The sequence below is a fragment of the Pseudomonas sp. zfem001 genome (genome assembly GCF_032621725.1).
Lineage (GTDB): Bacteria > Pseudomonadota > Gammaproteobacteria > Pseudomonadales > Pseudomonadaceae > Aquipseudomonas > Aquipseudomonas sediminis.
Genome location: NZ_JAVYJI010000005.1, coordinates 324,574 through 343,333, shown reverse-complemented (window position 1 = coordinate 343,333; position 18,760 = coordinate 324,574). Strand labels below are relative to the sequence as shown.

Below are 18,760 nucleotides of genomic sequence, written 5' to 3'. Positions count from 1 at the left end.
GCCTATGACCCTGCGCCCTGCGTTGTTATTGCTCGTTGTCAGCCTGCTTGCTGGTTGTGTGACCACAGGCGATGTCGACCCCATGCGAACGGCGGAAGGGCGTGAGAAGGCGCGTGACTCCTTCATTCAACTTGGTATTGCCTATATCCAGCAAGGCGATACCCAGCGTGCCAAGGTCCCCTTGAAGAGCGCTCTCGATCTTGACTCGTCGAATGCCGATGCGCATGCGGCGCTGGCTTTAGCCTTTCAGTTAGAGATGGAGCCCCAGCTGGCTGACGAGCATTTTCGCAAAGCGCTGTCCCAGCGCCCTAAAGATGCCCGTTTGCTAAATAACTATGGTGGTTTCCTGTTCGAGCAGAAGCGTTATCAAGAAGCCATGAACACCTACCTCAAGGCCGCCGAGGACAATCTCTATCCGGAGCGCTCTCGGGTGTTCGAGAACTTGGGTATGACTGCTCTGCAGCTTGGTCAGCGCGAGCAGGCCAAAGAGTACTTCCAGCGTTCGCTGCGTTTGAGCAATCGTCAGCGACGTTCTCTGCTGGAGATGGCCGTGCTGTCCTACGAGGACAAGGAGTACGTGCCAGCGCGCCGTTACTACGACAGCTACAGCGAAATAGCGCCACAGAACGCGCGTAGCCTGTTGCTTGGCGCGCGTCTAGCCGAAGTGTTTGAGGACCGTGACCGTGCTGCCAGCCTTGGTTTGCAGTTGCGTCGCCTGTATCCGGCCTCTCAGGAATATCAGCAATTTGTTTCGGGGCAACAATGAACGCGGCACATAGCGAAGTGGCTCAGCCGATGTCGACAAATCCAGGTGAAACCCTGCGCCAGGCCAGGGAAATCAAGGGCTGGAGCGTTGCCGAAGTGGCAAGCCAGCTGAACCTGACGCCACAACGTCTGGCCCAGATCGAAGCCGGTGCTTTCGACAAGCTGCCGGGCACCACCTTTGCGCGTGGCTATATCCGTGCCTACGCCAAGCTGCTCGAAATGGACCAGAACCGGCTGGTGATGGAGTTCGATCAGTTCACCGGTACCGATGCCACCGGCAGCAGTGTGCATGCCCTTGGTCGTATCGAAGAGCCTGTGCGTTATTCGCAGAGCATCCTGCGCCTGGTGAGTTTCCTGTTGTTGCTGGCGTTGATCGGCGGCGGTTTTGTCTGGTGGCAGGATCAGGGGCGCCCAGGTGCCAGCCTGGCTGACCTGGGCCTGGAACATGTAGAAGTCGAAGGGGCCGACGGTACCACCCAGGTGCATTCGCTTGCCGAGCCGGAAGACCAGGCGGTAGTCGATGCTCAGGGCAACGAGCAGGGCAGCCCTTTGCTGTTGCCGATCGAGCCGGGCGAGGCACCGGAAGAGTCCTCGGTCGCAGAACAGCCAGCAGCTTCAGATGCAGCGCCGGAAAGCGCGCCAGAAACTCCGGCAACCGCCGTGGCGAATGAGCCAGCAGCTGCTGCCAATATAACAGCGCCTGCCACGGAGTCTGCCGCCCCCGTTGCCGTTCCAGCCGGGCAGGGTGCGCTCAACGTGCAGTTCACTGCTGATTGCTGGACACAAGTGACCGATGCTGATGGCAAGGTCCTGCTCAGCGCGCTCAAACGCAGTGGGGAAAGCATCGAACTGACTGGCAAAGCACCGATGGAGCTACGCCTGGGCTTTGCCCGTGGCGCCCAGGTGACCTACAACGGCCAAAGCGTGGACGTTGCGCCGCATATGACCGGCGAAACCGCGCGCCTGAAACTGGGGTTGTAAAGCATGCATTGCGAATCGCCGATCAAGCGCCGACTATCGCGCAAGATCTGGGTTGGCTCGGTACCGGTGGGCGGCGATTCGCCGATCGCCGTGCAGAGCATGACCAATACCGACACCAACGATGTGGCCGCTACCGTGGCGCAAATCCGTCGCCTGGAAGATGCCGGCGCTGATATCGTGCGCGTTTCCGTGCCGGACATGGATGCTGCCGAGGCCTTCGGTCGCATCAAGCAGCAGGTGCGCGTTCCGCTGGTGGCCGACATCCACTTCGATTACCAGATCGCCCTGCGCGTGGCCGAGTTGGGCGTCGATTGCCTGCGGATCAACCCGGGTAACATCGGTCGCGAGGATCGCGTCAGGGCGGTGGTTGAGGCTGCCCGTGACAAGGGCATTCCGATTCGCATCGGCGTCAATGCCGGTTCGCTGGAAAAAGATCTGCAGAAGAAATATGGCGAGCCGACCCCGGAAGCTCTGGTGGAGTCGGCGCTGCGTCATGTCGAACACCTCGATCGCCTGAACTTCCCCGACTTCAAGGTCAGTGTGAAGGCCTCCGACGTCTTCATGGCTGTAGAAGCCTATCGTCTGCTGGCCAAGCAGATCGAGCAGCCGCTGCACCTGGGTATCACCGAAGCGGGCGGCCTGCGCTCCGGCACGGTCAAGTCGGCAGTCGGCTTGGGCATGCTGCTGGCCGACGGCATTGGCGATACCATCCGTATCTCTCTGGCCGCCGATCCGGTGGAAGAGATCAAGGTCGGTTTCGACATCCTCAAATCCCTGCGTTTGCGTTCCCGCGGTATCAACTTCATCGCCTGTCCGAGCTGTTCGCGGCAGAACTTCGATGTGGTCAAGACCATGAACGAGCTGGAAACGCGTGTCGAGGACCTGCTGGTACCGCTGGATGTAGCCGTGATCGGCTGCGTGGTCAACGGGCCCGGCGAAGCCAAGGAGGCGCATATCGGCCTCACCGGCGGTAGCCCGAACAACCTGGTCTATATCGACGGCAAGCCCGCCTCGAAGCTGACCAACGAAAACCTGGTGGACGAGCTGGAAAAGCTCATCCGCGACAAGGCGGCCGAAAAGGTCGCCGCCGATGCGGCCGTGATCGTGCGCGGCTGATCCGTGCGTAAGGAATACACTTGAGCAAGTCCCTGCAAGCCATTCGTGGCATGAACGATATCCTGCCGGAGCAGACGCCTGCCTGGCGCTACCTGGAAAGTACCCTGGTTAGCCTGCTCGATGGCTATGGCTACAAGGAAATCCGCCTGCCTATCGTCGAGTACACCGAGCTGTTCGCTCGCGGTATCGGTGAAGGCACCGACGTGGTCGACAAGGAGATGTACACCTTCCTTGATCGCAACGAAGAATCCCTGACCCTGCGTCCCGAAGGCACTGCCGGTTGCGTGCGCGCTGTGCTCGAGCATGGGCTGTCTGGCGGCGGTCAGGTGCAGAAACTGTGGTACGCCGGCCCCATGTTCCGCTACGAGAAGCCGCAGAAAGGTCGCTATCGCCAGTTCCATCAGGTGGGCGTGGAAGCCTTCAACCTGCCGGGGCCGGACGTCGATGCCGAGCTGATCGTGCTCACTTGGCGTCTGTGGAAGAAGCTCGGCCTGGCCGACGCGGTGACCCTGCAGCTAAACAGCCTGGGTTCCAGCGAGGCGCGTGCCGCCTATCGCGATGCCCTGGTGGCCTACCTGCAGGAGCGCTTCGATCAGCTCGATGAAGACAGCCAGCGCCGCATGACCACCAACCCGTTGCGTATCCTCGACAGCAAGAACGAGGCGACTCAGGCGGTGCTGGTTGGTGCGCCGACCCTGGGCGATTACCTCGATGAGGAATCGCGCCTGCACTTCGAGGGCGTCAAGGCGCGCCTGGATGCGGCCGGTATTCGCTACCAGATCAATCACAAGCTAGTGCGCGGTCTGGATTACTACAACCGCACCGTGTTCGAGTGGGTGACCGACAAGCTCGGTGCCCAGGGCACTGTGTGCGCCGGTGGTCGTTATGACGGCCTGGTTTCCATGTTGGGTGGCAAGGCCACGCCAGGCGTTGGCTTCGCCATGGGTGTCGAGCGTCTGGTGCTGCTGCTGGAAACCCTGCAGTTGCTACCGGCTGACCTCAACCGCGCCGCCGATGTTTACATCTGTGCCTTCGGCGAGGCTGCCGAGCTGGCGGCGCTGACACTGGTCGAGCGTCTGCGTGACGAATTGCCGGGACTGCGCCTATTGCTCAACTCTGGTGGTGGCAGTTTCAAGAGCCAGTTCAAGAAGGCCGACAAGAGCGGCGCACGCTATGCGCTGATTCTGGGGGACGACGAATTGGCAGGGCGCGTGGTAGGTTGCAAACCGCTGCGCGACGACAGTGAACAACAAAGTGTTGCCTGGGATGCTCTGGCTGAGCATCTGGCTGCCTGCCAGCAGGCTTGAGCAGGTTCTCGATTAGGAGTACGGGGTTAGACATGCAGACCGAAGACGAACAGATCGCACAAATGAAGGACTGGTGGGATCGTAACGGCAAGCCTTTGCTGGCCGGCGGCGTATTGGCGCTGGTAGCTGTATTCGGCTGGCAGGGCTGGCAGAAGTATCAGGACAATCAGGCGCAAGGCGCCTCCGTGCTCTATCAGCAATTGCTGGAGACCGCGTTGGACCCAGCCGGCAAACCCGATGCCGCGAAAGTTGCCGACCTGGCCGGTAAGCTCGACAGCGAATTTGGCGGTAGCCACTACGCCCAGTACGGCAACCTGTTCGTAGCCAAGGTCGCCGTCGAAGCCGACCGTCTCGACGATGCCGCTGCCGCGCTGCAGCGCGTGCTCGACAAGCCGGCCGACGCCACGCTCGGTGAGCTGGCGCGTCAGCGTCTGGCTCGTGTTCTGGCAGCCCAAGACAAGACTGACGATGCGCTGGAACTGCTCGATGCCAAGGTCGAGGACGCTTTCCTCGCCAGCCGCGAAGAACTCAAGGGCGATCTGCTGGTACAGCTGGGTCGCAGCGATGACGCGCACGCCGCCTATCAGAAGGCCAAGGATGCGCTGGCCGAAGACGCCGCTGTTGGCGGTCTGCAGATGAAGCTGGACGACCTGGCAAAAGGGGATGCGTGACGTGATGCGTTGGAAGAATGCCGCACTGCTGGCTCTGGCCGTTCTGGCTGTGGGTTGCAGCAGCAATAGCAAGAAGGAACTGCCGCCTGCCGATCTGACCAAGTTCGACGAAGAAGTCGAGCTGCGCACCGAGTGGAGCCGTTCGGTCGGTGACGGTCAGGGCGAAACCTTCAACATGCTGGTCCCGGCCATCGATGGCGACGTGATCTACGCCGCCGACGTCGAAGGTCTGGTGATGGCCATGGACCGCACTAGCGGCAAGGTCATCTGGCGCAAGAAGCTTGAAATCCCGGTGTCCGGTGCTATCGGCGTTGGTTACGGCCAGGTACTGCTGGGTACGCTCAAGGGCGAGGTGATCGCGCTGGATTCCAGCGACGGTGAAGAGCAGTGGCGCTCGCGCGTGACCAGTGAAGTGCTGGCAGCGCCGGCAACCAACGGCGATATCGTCGTGGTACAGACTCAGGACGACCGCCTTATCGCTTTCGATGCCAGCACCGGTAGCCAGCGCTGGATCGTCGAGAATACCCCGGCTGTACTGACTCTGCGCGGTACCGGCGCTCCGTTGGTGACCAATCGCCTGGTGGTCGCTGGCTTGTCCAGCGGCAAGGTGGTTGCGGTCGACGCTCAGCGCGGCCTGCCTGTCTGGGAGCAGCGCGTCGCTATTCCTCAAGGGCGTTCCGAGTTGGAGCGCGTGGTGGATATCGACGGTGGTCTGCTGCTGTCCGGCGGCACTGTCTACGCGGTGAGCTACCAGGGCCGTGTTGCGGCCATGGACCTGGAGTCCGGTCGCGTGCTTTGGCAGCGCGAGGCATCCAGCTCGGTCGGCGTCGCTCAAGGTTTTGGCAACGTGTACGTCAGCATGGCCAGCGGCACCGTCGAAGGTATCGATGAACGCAGCGCGTCGGCACTGTGGAGCAACGATTCGATGGCACGTCGCCAGCTGTCGGGCCCGACTGTGTTCTCCAGTTATGTCGCCGTAGGGGACTTCGAGGGCTATCTGCATCTGCTGAGCCAGGTCGATGGTCGCTTCGTCGGCCGTACCCGCATCGACAGTGACGGCCTGCGCGCCCAGCCGCTGGTGGTGGGTGATTGGCTGTACGTCTACGGCAACAGCGGCAAGTTGGTGGCACTGACCATCAAATGAACCGACTATGCTGCATCCAGAGCTGAGCCCTGGGTGTAGCAGCGCAACAGATTCCGGCCGCTGCCCCTGCAGCGGCCTTTGCATTTTCTGAATTAACCGAGTGGAGAGCCTGATGGTTCCCGTAATTGCCCTGGTGGGCCGGCCGAATGTCGGCAAGTCCACACTCTTCAACCGCCTGACCCGCAGCCGCGACGCCATCGTCGGCGACCTGTCCGGTCTGACCCGCGACCGCCAGTATGGCGAGGCGAAGTGGCAGGGGCGCACCTATATCGTGATCGACACCGGTGGTATTTCCGGTGACGAAGAAGGCATCGACGCGAAGATGGCCGAGCAGTCGCTGCAGGCCATCGAAGAGGCCGATGCCGTGCTGTTCCTGGTGGACGCGCGCGCAGGTATGACCGCCTCCGACCAGATGATCGGCGAGCACCTGCGCCGTCGTAACAAGCAGAGCTTCCTGGTGGTGAACAAGGTCGACAACCTCGATGTAGACCTGGCTCGCGCCGAGTTCAGCCCCATGGGCCTGGGCGAGCCACTGGCTATTGCCGGTGCTCACGGCCGCGGCATCACCCAGATGCTGGAAGTGGTGCTCGGCGCGTTCCCCAAGGACGCCGGCGAGCTGGAGGAGGGTGCCGAAGAGGAAGAGGTGCTGGAAGGCCAGGAGGCCAAGCGCATTCCTGGCCCGAGCGAGAAGGACGGCATCAAGCTGGCCATCATCGGTCGCCCCAACGTCGGCAAGTCCACCCTGGTCAACCGCATGCTCGGCGAAGAGCGGGTCATCGTCTATGACCAGGCGGGGACCACGCGTGACAGCATCTACATTCCGTTCGAGCGTGACGACGAGAAGTACACCCTGATCGATACCGCCGGTGTGCGTCGGCGCGGCAAGATCTTCGAGGCTGTGGAGAAATTCTCCGTGGTCAAGACGCTGCAGGCCATTCAGGACTCCAACGTCGTGGTGTTCGTCATGGACGCCCGCGAAGGTGTGGTCGACCACGACCTCAACCTGCTCGGCTTCGTGCTGGAAAGCGGCCGCGCCCTGGTCATCGCCCTGAACAAGTGGGACGGCATGGATCAGGGGCAGAAGGATTATGTGAAGACCGAGCTGGAGCGCCGGCTGTTCTTCGTCGACTTCGCCGATATCCACTTCATTTCCGCCCTGCACGGCACTGGCGTGGGCCATCTGTACAAGTCGGTGCAGGCCTCGTTCAAGTCGGCGATCACCCGTTGGCCGACCAGCCGCCTGACGCAGATTCTCGAAGATGCCGTCAGCGACCACGCGCCGCCTCTGGTCAATGGTCGCCGCATCAAGCTGCGCTATGCCCACCTGGGCGGTGCCAACCCGCCGCTGATCGTGATCCACGGTAACCAGGTCGACGCCGTACCGCGTGCCTACTCCCGTTATCTGGAAAACACCTTCCGCCGTGTGCTGAAACTGGTCGGTACGCCGATTCGTATCGAGTACAAGGGCGGCGAGAACCCCTACGAGGGCAACAAGAACAAGCTCACGGATCGCCAGGTGAACAAGAAGCGCCGGTTGATGAGCCACCACAAGAAGGCCGAGAAGAAGCGCAAAGACAAGCGCTAGTAAGCTTTACGCCAGGGTGTGCGCCGGTGATCGTCCGGCGCGCACGGCATAAGCTTCCAACTCTTTTTCATAAGCACAGCAGGTGCCGTCTGCTGCGCCCTTCGGCTATCCTCGCGGCTTGCCTTGTTCTTCCAGGAAGTCGCGATGCTCGCCAGCAAACTGCCCAACGTCGGCACCACCATCTTCACGCGCATGTCCCAGCTCGCTGCCGATGTTGGCGCGATCAACCTGTCTCAGGGCTTTCCCGACTTCGATGGGCCGCAGGCACTGCGTGAGGCCGTGGCGCGCCACGTTATGGAAGGGCGCAACCAGTATTCGCCAATGACCGGCTTGCCCGCGCTACGCCAGCAGGTGGCGGCCAAGTTCGCCCGCAGCTACGGCGTGCAGCGCGATGCCGATAGCGAAATCACCATCACGCCGGGGGCCACCGAGGCGATCTTCTGCGCGGTGCAGGCGCTGATTCATCCGGGGGATGAAGCCATCGTGCTCGACCCTTGCTACGACAGTTACGAGCCGTCGGTGGAGCTGGCCGGTGGGCGTTGCGTACATGTGCCGCTGGCATTGCCGGACTTCGCTGTCGATTGGCAGCGTCTGGCCGATGCGATCACGCCGCGCACGCGGCTGATCTTCCTCAACTCCCCGCATAATCCCAGCGGGGCGCTGCTGACCCGCACTGACCTGGACAAGCTGGCGGAGCTGATTCGTGGGCGCAATATTCATGTGATCAGCGACGAGGTCTACGAGCACCTGATCTATGACGGCCAGCGGCATGCCAGCGTGCTGGTCCACGACGAACTGTATCAGCGCGCCTTCGTGGTCAGCTCCTTCGGCAAGACCTATCACGTCACCGGCTGGAAGACCGGCTACGTGGTGGCGCCACCGGCCTTGACCGCCGAGCTGCGCAAGATCCACCAATACGTCAACTTTTGTGGCGTGACGCCGCTGCAGTTCGCTCTGGCTGACTTCATGGCAGCCTGCCCCGAGCATGTCGAAGAACTGCCGGCCTTCTACCAGGCCAAGCGCGACCTGTTCTGCGACCTGCTGGCCGGCTCACGTTTCACTTTCACCCGCGCCCCTGGTACCTATTTCCAGCTGGCCGACTATTCGGCCATTCGCCCTGATCTGGACGATGTGGCCATGGCCGAGTGGTTGACCCGCGAACATGGTGTGGCGGCGATTCCGGTGTCGGTGTTTTATCAGTCAGCGCCCAAGGATATGCGCCTGGTGCGTTTCTGCTTCGCCAAGCGCGAGGAAACCCTGCGCCAGGCGGCAGAGAAGCTCTGCGCGGTATGAGGGGTAGGGCGGGTGTAACCCGCCTCTGAGGTGTTGGCGGGTTTCACCCGCCCTACGGTGAGCGAGGCCTACAAATGAGCAACAAACCCGATCTCGAACTGGCGCTGATCCAGACCACGTTGGCCTGGCACGATCCGGCCGCCAATCGTGAACATTTCCAGGCCTTGCTGGAGCAGGCGCGCGGCGCTGATCTGGTAATCCTGCCGGAGATGTTCACCACCGGTTTTTCCATGGAGTCGGCCGAATTGGCTGAGCCTGAGGGGGGACCCAGCAGCACCTGGCTACGCGAGCAGGCGCAGGGTATCGGCGCGGTGATCTGCGGCAGTCTGATCATTCAGGCTGCTGACGGCAGCTACCGCAATCGTCTGCTTTGGGCACATCCGGATGGCTCTTTCGCGTATTACGACAAACGCCACCTGTTCCGCATGGCCGGTGAGCACAAGCATTACAGCGCTGGCGATCAGCAGGTGGTGTTCGACCTCAAGGGCTGGCGCGTGCGCCCGTTGATCTGCTACGACCTGCGCTTCCCCGTCTGGAGCCGTGACGCCGGCGGTACCGACCTGCTGCTGTATACCGCCAACTGGCCGGGCGCGCGTCGTCAACACTGGAACCGCCTGCTGCCGGCGCGAGCCATCGAGAATCTGTGCTATGTCGCGGCTGTGAACCGCGTCGGCGAGGACGGCAAGGGCCACGGTTATACTGGCGATTCTCAGGTGCTGGACTTCCAGGGCGAGGCGCTGCTGACGGCTGGCGAGGGCGATGGAGTGTTCCGCACTCGGCTATCGCATGACGCTCTGAGTACCTATCGCGAGCGCTTCCCGGCGCACCTGGACGCGGACGCTTTCACATTCAACTGAACCAGGAGCTACATGACATGGACGTGCAACAGAGCAATCCCTTCCAGACGCCGCAGGCTGACCTGCAACCGGCCACCACCACTCGGTCGCCGCTCTACAGCATTGCTGGCATCGGTGTGGCGACGTTCATCGGCACGCCGTTGGCAGGCGCGTGGCTGCTGGCGCATAACCTGCAACTGCTTGGGAAGGCGGATCGAGTGGCGATGGTCTGGGGTATTTCCGTCGTGCTTCTGATCGTCACTTTGGTCTTGGCTTTCGTGTTGCCGGAGGAGGTGCCTGCACTGCCTTTCGCCATCGCGCAGCTGATGGCGATGATCATGCTGGCCAAGAACCTGCTCGAGGCCGATCTCAAGCAGCATACCGAGGCGGGTGGCGCGTACCTCTCCAACTGGCGGGCGGCAGGTATCGGTCTGATGTACACCATTGGCCTGGCCGCACTGATGTTCGCGGTGCTGATGATTTTCGATATTTGAGTGTCAAGTTCCCGGATTTCATCCGGGTTACGCATACAAAAACGCCGGGCTTTGCCCGGCGTTTTTGTGAGTGGCGCTTAAGGCTCAGGCCGCTTGCGACTCGGCCTGGCTAAGGGCGCGGTTCAGCGCACTGAACAGGGCGCGGAAGCTCGCCGTAGTCAGGTTCTCGTCGATCCCGATGCCGTGCAGGGCACGACCGCCATTGACGCGCAGTTCGATGTAGGCAGCCGCCTTGGCGTTGGTGCCGGCACCAATGGCGTGCTCGCTGTAGTCCATGACTTCAACGGCGACCGGCAGCGCGGCAGCCAGCGCTTCCAGCGGGCCTTTACCGATGCCACGCCAATGGTGGTTCTCACTTCCTTCGATGACTTCCACATCCACCGCGCTGGTGCCGTTTTCCTCCTGCAGGCGATGGCCTTTCAGAGCGTAGGGGCTGCGCGCTTGCAGGTACTCGGTTTCGAGCAACTGGTGGATCTGTGCGGCGGTCATTTCCAGGCCGAGGCGGTCGGTTTCACGCTGCACCACCTGGCTGAACTCGATCTGCATGCGACGTGGCAGGCTGATGCCGTATTCCTGCTCGAGCAGGAAGGTGATGCCGCCTTTGCCGGACTGGCTGTTCACACGAATCACCGCCTCGTAGTCACGGCCGATGTCGGCCGGATCGATAGGCAGGTACGGCACTTCCCACAGGGCATCGTCCTTCTGCTGGGCGAAGCCCTTGCGGATGGCGTCCTGGTGCGAGCCGGAGAAGGCGGTGTGCACCAGGTCGCCGACGTACGGGTGGCGCGGGTGCACCGGAATCTGGTTGCAGTCCTCGACCACCTTGCGCACGGCGTCGATGTCGGAGAAGTCCAGTTCGGGGTTCACGCCCTGGGTGTAGAGGTTCAGCGCCAGGGTCACCAGGCAGACGTTGCCGGTGCGTTCGCCGTTGCCGAACAGGCAACCTTCGACGCGGTCAGCGCCGGCCATGACGGCCAGCTCGGAGGCCGCAACGCCGGTGCCACGGTCATTGTGGGTATGTACGCTGATCAGCACGCTGTCACGGCGGTCGACGTGACGACCGAACCACTCGATCTGGTCGGCGTAGTTGTTCGGCGTGGCGCACTCGATGGTGGCGGGCAGGTTGAGAATCAGCTTGTTGGCTTGGGTTGGCTGGAACACGCCGATCACCGCATTGCACACCTCGACGGCGAAGTCGATTTCGGTGCTGCTGAACACTTCCGGCGAATACTCGAAGCCCCACTGGGTTTCCGGCGCGGCATCGGCCAGGCGCTTGATGGTGGTGCCAGCAGCCACGGCAATGGCTTTGACGCCGGCCTTGTCCTGGTTGAAGACGATCTTGCGGAAGCTCGGTGCGCAGGCGTTGTAGTAGTGGACGATGGCCTTCTTGGCGCCTTTCAGCGACTCGAAGGTGCGCTCGATGAGGTCGTCACGGGCCTGGGTCAGCACCTGAATAGTAACGTCGTCCGGAATGTGGCCGCCTTCGATCAGCTCGCGGACGAAGTCGAAGTCAGTCTGCGAGGCGGACGGGAAGCCCACTTCGATTTCCTTCAAACCTACTGCCAGCAGACACTTGAAGAAGCGCATCTTCTTCTCGGCATCCATCGGCTCGATCAGCGACTGGTTACCGTCGCGCAGGTCGGTGGACAGCCAGATCGGCGCCTTGTCGATGATCTTGTCCGGCCAGGTGCGGTCCGGAATCTGGATCTGAGTAAACGGGCGGTACTTCTTCGACGGGTCGTTGAGCATGGTCATGAGAGGGTCCTGCGAAATGGGAGTCGAACACGAGGCCGGGCGGCCATGAAACGGGGCTTCAGGCGGGGCGTCGCAGTCGAGGACTGACCAGTCGCAGGCATGCGAGCTGGCGGACGAGAAAGATGTTTTTCATGTGGGCACCCTATCCATAGCAGGTGGATATGGCAATGCTTGCTTAAAAAACGCCGATTTATTGCTGGATAGCTTTTGTTGGCGGATTTTATTGCTTTGAAAGTGATTTTTTCGACGAATCGTGTTTCCAGAGGGCGTGCACGGGCTCGCCCCCGTCCCTCGATGATCCGTCCTCAGTCGGCGTAGTCGTAGGCGCCACCTTTTTCCAGGGCACGGCGATAGGCCGGCCTGGCATGGATGCGTTGCAGGAAATCGCTCAGGCGCGGGTGGTTGTTGAGTACGCCACGGGCGGCAGCTGCTTCAAGTGGGAAACTGAGCTGAATATCGGCAGCGCTGAACGCATCGCCTGCGAACCAGTCGTGCTCGCTCAGTTGGCCCTCCAGGTAGTCGAAATGCAGTTTCAACTGCGGCGAGATGAACGCCTGACTGACCTTGTTCGCGATGCCACGGGCGACTGGCTTGATGAAGAACGGCATCGGCGCGCTGCGCAGCTTGTCGAACACCAGCTTGAGCAGCAGTGGCGGCATCGCCGAGCCTTCGGCGTAATGCAGCCAGTAGCGGCAGCGCAGGCGTTCCGCGCTACCGGCGGCAGGCAGCAACCAATCGCCATAGCGCTCGGCCAGGTATTCGATGATGGCGCCCGATTCGGCAAGGGTCAGTTCGCCATCGGTGATCAGCGGCGACTTGCCCAGAGGATGCACCTGGCGCAACTCGGCAGGGGCGAGCATGGTCTGCGGGTCGCGCTGGTAATGCTTGACCTGATAGTCGATACCAATCTCTTCGAGCATCCAGAGAATACGTTGCGAACGCGAGTTGTTCAGGTGATGCAGGGTGATCATGGCAAGCTCCGGCCGATTCTGGGGCAGGGTTCTGTAATACGTCGTTTCGGGACGCACCACTAGTGTTTTATTGCACCGCCCTTGGCTGCTCGGCGATGGTGGGCCGCAATTCGCGCATGTCCGCACCGCTCGGGTGCTGGAACACGCGCAGGCCGAACTCGGGGAGGATGGCCAGCAAGTGGTCGAAGATGTCCGACTGGATGCCTTCGTAGGCATTCCAGGCGATGGTATTGGTGAAACAGTAGATTTCCAGCGGCAGACCATCGGCAGTCGGGCTGAGCTGACGCACCAGCAGGGTCATGTTCTGGTGGATATTCGGGTTATGCCGCAGGTAGTGCTCGACGTAGGCGCGGAAGCTGCCGATGTTGGTGATACGGCGGGTGTTCACAGCCTCCTTGCCGTGTTCGGCCAGCCTGGTGTTCCAGTCCTGCAGCTCCTGATCCTTGCGGTCGAGGTATTCGTCGAGGAGCATGAAGCGGCGTAGCCGTGCGATTTCTTCGTCGCTGAGGAAGTGAACGCTGGTCTGGTCCAAGAACAGCGCGCGCTTGATCCGACGTCCACCGGATTCCTGCATGCCACGCCAGTTCTTGAACGGGTCTGTGATGAAGCGCTTGGTCGGGATGGTGGTGATGGTCTTGTCCCAGTTCTGCACCTTGACCGTGTGCAGGGCGATGTCGATCACATCGCCGTCGGCGTTGAGCTGCGGCATTTCCACCCAGTCGCCGACGCGTACGATGTCGCTGGAGGAGATCTGCACGCTGGCCACCAGCGATAGCAGAGTGTCCTGGAAGATCAACATCAGCACCGCAGCCATGGCCCCGAGACCGGACAGCAGAATCAGCGGAGAGCGGTCGATCAGTGCAGCCACCATCAGGATCGCGGCGATGGCGAAGATGGCAATCTTGATCACCTGCAGATAGCCCTTGATCGGCTTCAGGTGCGCATTCGGGCGGCGCTGGTAGAGGGTGTTGAGAATATCCAGCAGGGCGCCGATGGCCATGGCGATGGTCAGCACCACGAAGGCGCCACAGACGTTGCGTGTCACTTCCACCACAGCAGCGGGCATGCCGGGTACCAAGACCACGCCGCTGGACAGCACCAGTGCCGGTACGATGTTGGACAGGCGCTTGATGATACCGCTTTCCTTGATCTGGCCATGGCGGCCCAGGGCGGTCGCCCCGACCAGGCGGTAGATGGCGCGGACCAAAATGCGTTTGACCACCCAGTTCGACAGCCAGGCGGCGACGATCAGGACGAGGGTAGCGGTGAGGGTGAGCAGTTCCGGCTGAGTGTTCAGCCAGTTCATCCAGGTAGTGAGCTCATTCGGCATTTCCGGCTCCGAAGCAGGCAGGAGGAAAGGCCGACGCTACACGGCCGGCCATCTGAGCCGCCGTACCCTAGCAAAAATGTGTCGTTAACCCAAACGGCAGGTGTTGCACGCTGCGTCGGTTCAGGGCTTGAACGCACCAATGAAGATCGCCGGATCAACCCGCGCATCGTTGAGGCTGACGTTCCAATGCAGGTGCGGGCCGGTGGCGCGCCCGGTGGCGCCGACCTTGCCGAGATGGCCGCCTCGGGAGATTTCGTCGCCGAGCTTCACGTCGATCTCGGACAGGTGGCAGAACATGCTGATCAACCCCTGGCCGTGGTCGAGAAATACCGTCTTGCCATTGAAGAAATAATCGCCGATGAGGATCACCTTACCGGCAGCCGGAGCCTTGATCGGCGTGCCGCGGTTGGCGGCGAAGTCCAGGCCCGAATGCGGGTTGCGCTCCTCGCCGTTGAAGAAGCGGCGCAGGCCGAACGGGCTGGACAGCGGGCCGTTGACCGGTTTGTCGAACATCAGGTTGCTCGGCTGGCGCGCGCTGAACTGCTGGTAGGCACGGGTCTGCTCGGCCAGCTCGCGCTCGATGCGTTTCAGGTTGGCGGCGTTGGGGGTGACCTGCTGCTGGTTCTTGATGGTGATGCGCTGCTCGGTGTAGTGCTTGGCGCCGGCCTGGAAAGTCAAGCGGCCACCGCCCTCGACCTCGACCTGTTGAGTCCCTGGCTTGACGCTGAGCGGGATGCCGACAACGGCGATCCAGCGTTGGCCATCTTCGTGAACGGTCAGTACCGGCTTACCCTGATAGCGCACTTTGGGTGCCTGCGCCGGGTTGCCCAGATCGACCACCGCCACACCGCCCGGCACCGGCTTGTTCAGCAGGCGAGTGATAAAACCCTCGGCGTGGGCGGGCAGGGTAAGGCACAGAGCCAGCAGGCCGGCGAACAATTGCGTGCGGGTAAGGCTGTACATCGGTTCTCAATCCAAGAGCGACAAGGTCGCCGGTTGTATGTGGTTGTCTTCGACGCGCACGTCCAGTTCGCCTTCGCTCAGGCGTGCCTTGAGGCGTTGGCCCGGGTGGGTCTGTGCGGCGCTGCGCACGGCATGACCGCGTTCGTCGAGGAGGATGCTGTAGCCACGACCGAGGGTGGCCAAGGGGCTGACGATCTGCAGTTGCGCGGCCAGTGCGCCCAGTTGCTGACGCTGGCTGCGTAGCTGGCCTTGCATCGCGCGTGGCAGGCGCGTGGCCAGGCCATCCAGGCGCTGGCGCAGCAGTGCCAGGTTGCGGCCCGGATGCTGGGCGGCGAGGCGCGCGTCGAGGCGGGCCAAGCGTTCGCGCTGATTGGCCAGTTGCTGGTTGAAGGCGCGGCGCAGGCGCATGTCCAGGTCATCCAGGCGCTGGGCTTGCTGGCGCAGGCGCTCGCCGGGGTGACGCAGGCGTTTGCTCACGCCTTCCAGACGCAGGCGTTCGCGGGCCAGACGGCCCTGCATCTGCAGCACCAAGCGCCGCTGCAGGTTGTGCAGGCGCTGCACCAGCTCACTGCTGTCCGGGGCCAGCAGTTCGGCGGCGGCCGAAGGGGTTGGCGCGCGCACGTCAGCGACGAAGTCGGCGATGGAAACGTCTGTTTCGTGGCCCACGGCGCTGACGATGGGCGTGACGCACGAAGCCACGGCGCGGGCCACGGCTTCTTCGTTGAAGCACCAGAGGTCTTCCAGCGAGCCACCGCCGCGGGCCAGGATCAGCGCATCGAAACCCTGCGCATCGGCGCGTTGCAGGGCGCGCACGATCTGCGCGGTGGCTTCGCGGCCCTGTACGGCAGTGGGGATCAGGTTCAACTCCACCTGCGGCGCGCGGCGGCGAAATACGCTGATGATGTCGCGGATCACCGCGCCGGTCGGTGAGCTGACGATGCCGATGCGCTTGGGGTGCGCGGGCAGGGCGATCTTGCGTTCGGTAGAGAACAGCCCTTCGGCGCCGAGCTTTTCCTTCAGCGCCTCGAAGGCCAGGCGCAGCGCGCCATCACCGGCAGGCTCGACGGCGTCGAGAATCAACTGATAGTCGCCGCGCCCCTCGAACAGCGAGACCTTGCCGCGTACCTTCACCGCCAATCCGTCGCGCAGCGCCTGGCGTACGCGCGCAGCGTTCTGCCGGAACAGTGCGCAGCGCACCTGCGCCTGGCTGTCTTTCAGGGTGAAGTAGATGTGGCCGGAGGCTGGACGGGCGAGGTTGGAAATTTCTCCCTCGACCCAGATGCCGGCGAACACGTCCTCCAGCAGCAAGCGGGCGCGATTGTTGAGCTGGCTGACGCTGAGCACCTCGCGGTCGAGGTTCAGGCGAGCAAAGGGATCATTGATCATGGGGCGGCATGATAAGCCGAGAGGCCCGTAGGTGCGACCTTCATCAGGCGTCCTGCAGCAGACGCTCGAGCAACCAGGCCGCGACCGGACCGAGTTCGCGCTGGCGTGACCAGATGGCGTCCACCGTGACCCGCCGTGGCCAACCATTGCAGGGCAGTTCATGCAGGCCACCGAAGCCGTAGGCATCGACCAGTTGCCGTGGCAGTTCGGCCCAGCCGAAGCCCAGGCGTGCCATTTCCAGCAGCATCAGGTAGTCCGGCGCGGCCCAGCAGCGGCCGCCGCTGCCGGGCAGGTCGTCGGTGTTGGCATCGTCATGGGCGACGCTACTCAGGCGCAGCAAGCGCCAGCGCGATAAGTCGTCCTGGCGTACCTGGGCCAGCCTGCTCAGCGGATGATCCTTGGCCACGAACAGACCGAACTCGCTGCTCATTTCCAGGCGGGCGTGGGCGATATGCGGCGGGTAGGTCGGTTGCGCGCCTAGCAGCCCCAACTGCGCACGGCCCTGGGTGACCAAGTCGAGCACATCGGCCTGTTCGGCGATCAGGCTCTCGAATTGCAGGTCGGGAAAGCGCTGATCCAGCTCCTGCAGGCGAACTTCGTACTGCTTCGGCTGGTACGCATCGGACAGAGCCAGGGTCAGGCGCGCTTCCTGGCCTCTGGCCAAACCGGCCGCGTGTCGCGCCAGGCGGTCGCTGGCACAGAGCACTTCTTCGGCGTGGGCCAGCAGGCTGGCCCCGGCTTCGGTCAGTTGCAATGTGCGTGGGCCGCGCTCGAACAGTGCCACGCCCAGGTCGATTTCCAGGCGCGCGACGGCTTCGCTGATGGTCGACTGACTCTTGCCCAGGCGCCGCGCCGCAGCGCTGAGCGAGCCGCAGTTGGCGGCCTGAGCGAAGGCTTGCAGCGATTCAGGTGAAATATTCATATCGGTTTTGCCGATGGCAGCTGCCTTTGGGTTGGCTGATATTCCGATGATCATAGCGCTCGTCGTCACTTATCACGAGGTTCGCTTCATGACTCAGCCCCTGCCGCGCTCTCTGCGTGAGCGCATCGGTCACGCTCTGGCCTTCGAAGGTATTGCCGTACTTATCTGTGCGCCGGCCATGGCCTGGTTCATGGACAAGCCGCTGCTGCACCTGGGCGTGCTGACGCTGATGTTCTCCACCGTGGCGATGCTGTGGAACATGCTGTTCAACTACCTCTTCGACCGCGCACAGAGTCGTCTGGGCTTCGAGCGCGGTTTTCGAGCGCGGGTAAGCCATGCGCTGCTGTTCGAGGTGGGCTTGATCGTCGTGCTGGTACCGCTGGCGGCCTGGTGGTTGTCGATCGGTCTGCTCGAGGCGCTGCTCTTGGACATCGTGCTTATCCTGTTCTTCCTGCCGTACACCATGGCGTTCAACTGGATCTACGACGTGCTGCGTGCTCGCTGGGTGGCACGTCGTGAAGCGCAGCAGGCTGCTGTGATCTGTCGCGGGGCTTGATTTGCCGGCGGTAGCGCCTAAGCTGCCGCCCTTTCCTTGCCAGCCGTTCGAACACCATGACCGCGCAACTGATCCTCGTCCCACAGATATCCACGCTTCCCGGCCACGAGCAAAAGGCCCAGGCCATGCTGCGCTGGCTGGTCAAACGGGAAATCGTCGAGGCATTGCCAACTACCTGCGGCCAGGGTGGCAACGGTATGGCCTATGCGATCGGACCAGGCGCGCGGCGTATCGCCCAGCGTCCCGATTTGCTGCCTTATGGCCAGGCGCACAATGGTCTGGAGATCATTACCCACCGCTGCATCTATGTACCGACGCGCAGTTTTCTCGAAGAGGCGGGCTGCGCCGAATGCCGCAGGGAAGTGGGCGTGCCGCTGTTCGACAGCCTGGAGGTGTGGTGGCCAGGGGAGACCGACAACTTCACCTGCCCGGAATGCGGGCATGAAGATGACATCAACGGTTTCCTGTTCCTGCAGCCGTGCGGCTTTTCCAACCTGGGTTTCATCTTCAACGGCTGGGCTGAAGCCGGCCTGCGCCCGGCGTTCGTCGAAGAGTTCGGCGAACGCCTGGGCTTTGCGGTGAGGCAGGTGTGGGTGGACGATCCGGCTTGAGCGTGGCTTGCTCTCGCGCTTGTGGGAGGGGCTTTAGCCGCTCTCGAATTCCTTCGCGGCTGAAGCCGCTCCTA

General features: G+C 62.5%; 18 protein-coding genes. 12 read left to right on the top strand and 6 right to left on the bottom strand.

Going from position 1 to position 18,760, the window contains the following annotated elements; all coding sequences use genetic code 11:
* Window positions 1-4 precede the first annotated feature (4 nt).
* The 10 genes from pilW (at window position 5) to RTH74_RS17945 (ending at window position 10,192) form a co-directional block, all read left to right on the top strand.
* Window positions 5-766, top strand: coding sequence for a type IV pilus biogenesis/stability protein PilW (pilW, locus tag RTH74_RS17990; protein ID WP_179544184.1), 762 nt, complete (start codon window positions 5-7; stop codon window positions 764-766).
* A complete protein-coding gene (locus RTH74_RS17985; protein WP_316915539.1) occupies window positions 763-1,746 on the top strand; it encodes a RodZ family helix-turn-helix domain-containing protein in 984 nt (327 codons plus the stop codon). The genes pilW and RTH74_RS17985 overlap by 4 nt, the downstream gene beginning before the upstream one ends.
* 3 nt (window positions 1,747-1,749) lie before the next feature.
* Window positions 1,750-2,862 carry a flavodoxin-dependent (E)-4-hydroxy-3-methylbut-2-enyl-diphosphate synthase gene (gene ispG, locus RTH74_RS17980; RefSeq protein WP_099526561.1) on the top strand — a complete coding sequence of 371 codons (1,113 nt, stop codon included), beginning with the start codon at window positions 1,750-1,752 and terminating at the stop codon, window positions 2,860-2,862.
* 20 nt (window positions 2,863-2,882) lie between these two features.
* Window positions 2,883-4,169, top strand: coding sequence for a histidine--tRNA ligase (hisS, locus tag RTH74_RS17975; protein ID WP_316915538.1), 1,287 nt, complete (start codon window positions 2,883-2,885; stop codon window positions 4,167-4,169).
* A 32-nt stretch (window positions 4,170-4,201) separates the two neighbouring features.
* Window positions 4,202-4,840 carry a tetratricopeptide repeat protein gene (locus RTH74_RS17970; protein ID WP_316915537.1) on the top strand — a complete coding sequence of 213 codons (639 nt, stop codon included), beginning with the start codon at window positions 4,202-4,204 and terminating at the stop codon, window positions 4,838-4,840.
* Window positions 4,833-5,984, top strand: coding sequence for an outer membrane protein assembly factor BamB (gene bamB / locus RTH74_RS17965; protein WP_316915536.1), 1,152 nt, complete (start codon window positions 4,833-4,835; stop codon window positions 5,982-5,984). The genes RTH74_RS17970 and bamB overlap by 8 nt, the downstream gene beginning before the upstream one ends.
* A gap of 112 nt (window positions 5,985-6,096) precedes the next feature.
* Window positions 6,097-7,569 (top strand): ribosome biogenesis GTPase Der, encoded by a 1,473-nt coding sequence (gene der, locus RTH74_RS17960; protein ID WP_125880988.1) that lies wholly within the window; start codon window positions 6,097-6,099, stop codon window positions 7,567-7,569.
* A 144-nt stretch (window positions 7,570-7,713) separates the two neighbouring features.
* Window positions 7,714-8,862, top strand: coding sequence for a pyridoxal phosphate-dependent aminotransferase (locus tag RTH74_RS17955; protein WP_316915535.1), 1,149 nt, complete (start codon window positions 7,714-7,716; stop codon window positions 8,860-8,862).
* A 74-nt stretch (window positions 8,863-8,936) separates the two neighbouring features.
* Entirely contained in the window at window positions 8,937-9,719 is a 783-nt protein-coding gene (locus tag RTH74_RS17950) for an amidohydrolase (protein WP_316915534.1), read from the top strand.
* A 17-nt stretch (window positions 9,720-9,736) separates the two neighbouring features.
* Window positions 9,737-10,192 carry a hypothetical protein gene (locus RTH74_RS17945; protein WP_316915533.1) on the top strand — a complete coding sequence of 152 codons (456 nt, stop codon included), beginning with the start codon at window positions 9,737-9,739 and terminating at the stop codon, window positions 10,190-10,192.
* Between the two features lie 84 nt (window positions 10,193-10,276).
* Here the strand turns inward: RTH74_RS17945 and leuA are convergent, their stop codons facing one another.
* From leuA to RTH74_RS17915, 6 genes are all read right to left on the bottom strand, one after another.
* Complete coding sequence (leuA, locus tag RTH74_RS17940; RefSeq protein WP_316915532.1) at window positions 10,277-11,947, bottom strand: 2-isopropylmalate synthase; 1,671 nt, start codon at window positions 11,945-11,947, stop codon at window positions 10,277-10,279.
* Between the two features lie 305 nt (window positions 11,948-12,252).
* Window positions 12,253-12,918, bottom strand: a complete 666-nt coding sequence (locus tag RTH74_RS17935) for a glutathione S-transferase (RefSeq protein WP_316915531.1) — start codon at window positions 12,916-12,918, stop codon at window positions 12,253-12,255.
* Between the two features lie 67 nt (window positions 12,919-12,985).
* Window positions 12,986-14,248 (bottom strand): mechanosensitive ion channel family protein, encoded by a 1,263-nt coding sequence (locus tag RTH74_RS17930; protein WP_316915530.1) that lies wholly within the window; start codon window positions 14,246-14,248, stop codon window positions 12,986-12,988.
* Window positions 14,249-14,368: 120 nt separating this feature from the next.
* The gene (locus tag RTH74_RS17925; RefSeq protein ID WP_316915529.1) at window positions 14,369-15,211 is read right to left on the bottom strand and encodes a peptidoglycan DD-metalloendopeptidase family protein; all 843 of its coding nucleotides are present in this window, start codon (window positions 15,209-15,211) and stop codon (window positions 14,369-14,371) included.
* Between the two features lie 6 nt (window positions 15,212-15,217).
* A complete protein-coding gene (xseA, locus tag RTH74_RS17920; protein ID WP_316915528.1) occupies window positions 15,218-16,597 on the bottom strand; it encodes an exodeoxyribonuclease VII large subunit in 1,380 nt (459 codons plus the stop codon).
* A 43-nt stretch (window positions 16,598-16,640) separates the two neighbouring features.
* On the bottom strand, window positions 16,641-17,573 hold the full coding sequence (locus tag RTH74_RS17915) for a LysR family transcriptional regulator (protein ID WP_316915527.1): 933 nt from the start codon (window positions 17,571-17,573) through the stop codon (window positions 16,641-16,643).
* A 34-nt stretch (window positions 17,574-17,607) separates the two neighbouring features.
* On the opposite strand from RTH74_RS17915, the gene RTH74_RS17910 reads away from it, so the two are divergent.
* Both RTH74_RS17910 and RTH74_RS17905 read left to right on the top strand, forming a co-directional pair.
* On the top strand, window positions 17,608-18,075 hold the full coding sequence (locus RTH74_RS17910; RefSeq protein WP_072426048.1) for a multidrug/biocide efflux PACE transporter: 468 nt from the start codon (window positions 17,608-17,610) through the stop codon (window positions 18,073-18,075).
* 56 nt (window positions 18,076-18,131) lie between these two features.
* On the top strand, window positions 18,132-18,686 hold the full coding sequence (locus tag RTH74_RS17905) for a sugar ABC transporter ATPase (protein ID WP_316915526.1): 555 nt from the start codon (window positions 18,132-18,134) through the stop codon (window positions 18,684-18,686).
* Window positions 18,687-18,760 lie beyond the last annotated feature (74 nt).

Excerpts from the sequence above, each read along its gene's own strand:
- RTH74_RS17950 (WP_316915534.1), top strand. The coding sequence starts at position 8,937 with ATGAGCAACAAACCCGATCTCGAACTGGCGCTGATCCAGACCACGTTG.
- RTH74_RS17930 (WP_316915530.1), bottom strand. The coding sequence starts at position 14,248 with ATGCCGAATGAGCTCACTACCTGGATGAACTGGCTGAACACTCAGCCG.
- RTH74_RS17915 (WP_316915527.1), bottom strand. The coding sequence starts at position 17,573 with ATGATCATCGGAATATCAGCCAACCCAAAGGCAGCTGCCATCGGCAAA.
- RTH74_RS17945 (WP_316915533.1), top strand. The coding sequence starts at position 9,737 with ATGGACGTGCAACAGAGCAATCCCTTCCAGACGCCGCAGGCTGACCTG.
- leuA (WP_316915532.1), bottom strand. The coding sequence starts at position 11,947 with ATGACCATGCTCAACGACCCGTCGAAGAAGTACCGCCCGTTTACTCAG.
- RTH74_RS17970 (WP_316915537.1), top strand. The coding sequence starts at position 4,202 with ATGCAGACCGAAGACGAACAGATCGCACAAATGAAGGACTGGTGGGAT.
- pilW (WP_179544184.1), top strand. The coding sequence starts at position 5 with ATGACCCTGCGCCCTGCGTTGTTATTGCTCGTTGTCAGCCTGCTTGCT.
- RTH74_RS17935 (WP_316915531.1), bottom strand. The coding sequence starts at position 12,918 with ATGATCACCCTGCATCACCTGAACAACTCGCGTTCGCAACGTATTCTC.
- RTH74_RS17905 (WP_316915526.1), top strand. The coding sequence starts at position 18,132 with ATGACCGCGCAACTGATCCTCGTCCCACAGATATCCACGCTTCCCGGC.
- bamB (WP_316915536.1), top strand. The coding sequence starts at position 4,833 with ATGCGTGACGTGATGCGTTGGAAGAATGCCGCACTGCTGGCTCTGGCC.
- der (WP_125880988.1), top strand. The coding sequence starts at position 6,097 with ATGGTTCCCGTAATTGCCCTGGTGGGCCGGCCGAATGTCGGCAAGTCC.
- xseA (WP_316915528.1), bottom strand. The coding sequence starts at position 16,597 with ATGATCAATGATCCCTTTGCTCGCCTGAACCTCGACCGCGAGGTGCTC.
- RTH74_RS17985 (WP_316915539.1), top strand. The coding sequence starts at position 763 with ATGAACGCGGCACATAGCGAAGTGGCTCAGCCGATGTCGACAAATCCA.
- ispG (WP_099526561.1), top strand. The coding sequence starts at position 1,750 with ATGCATTGCGAATCGCCGATCAAGCGCCGACTATCGCGCAAGATCTGG.
- RTH74_RS17955 (WP_316915535.1), top strand. The coding sequence starts at position 7,714 with ATGCTCGCCAGCAAACTGCCCAACGTCGGCACCACCATCTTCACGCGC.
- RTH74_RS17910 (WP_072426048.1), top strand. The coding sequence starts at position 17,608 with ATGACTCAGCCCCTGCCGCGCTCTCTGCGTGAGCGCATCGGTCACGCT.
- RTH74_RS17925 (WP_316915529.1), bottom strand. The coding sequence starts at position 15,211 with ATGTACAGCCTTACCCGCACGCAATTGTTCGCCGGCCTGCTGGCTCTG.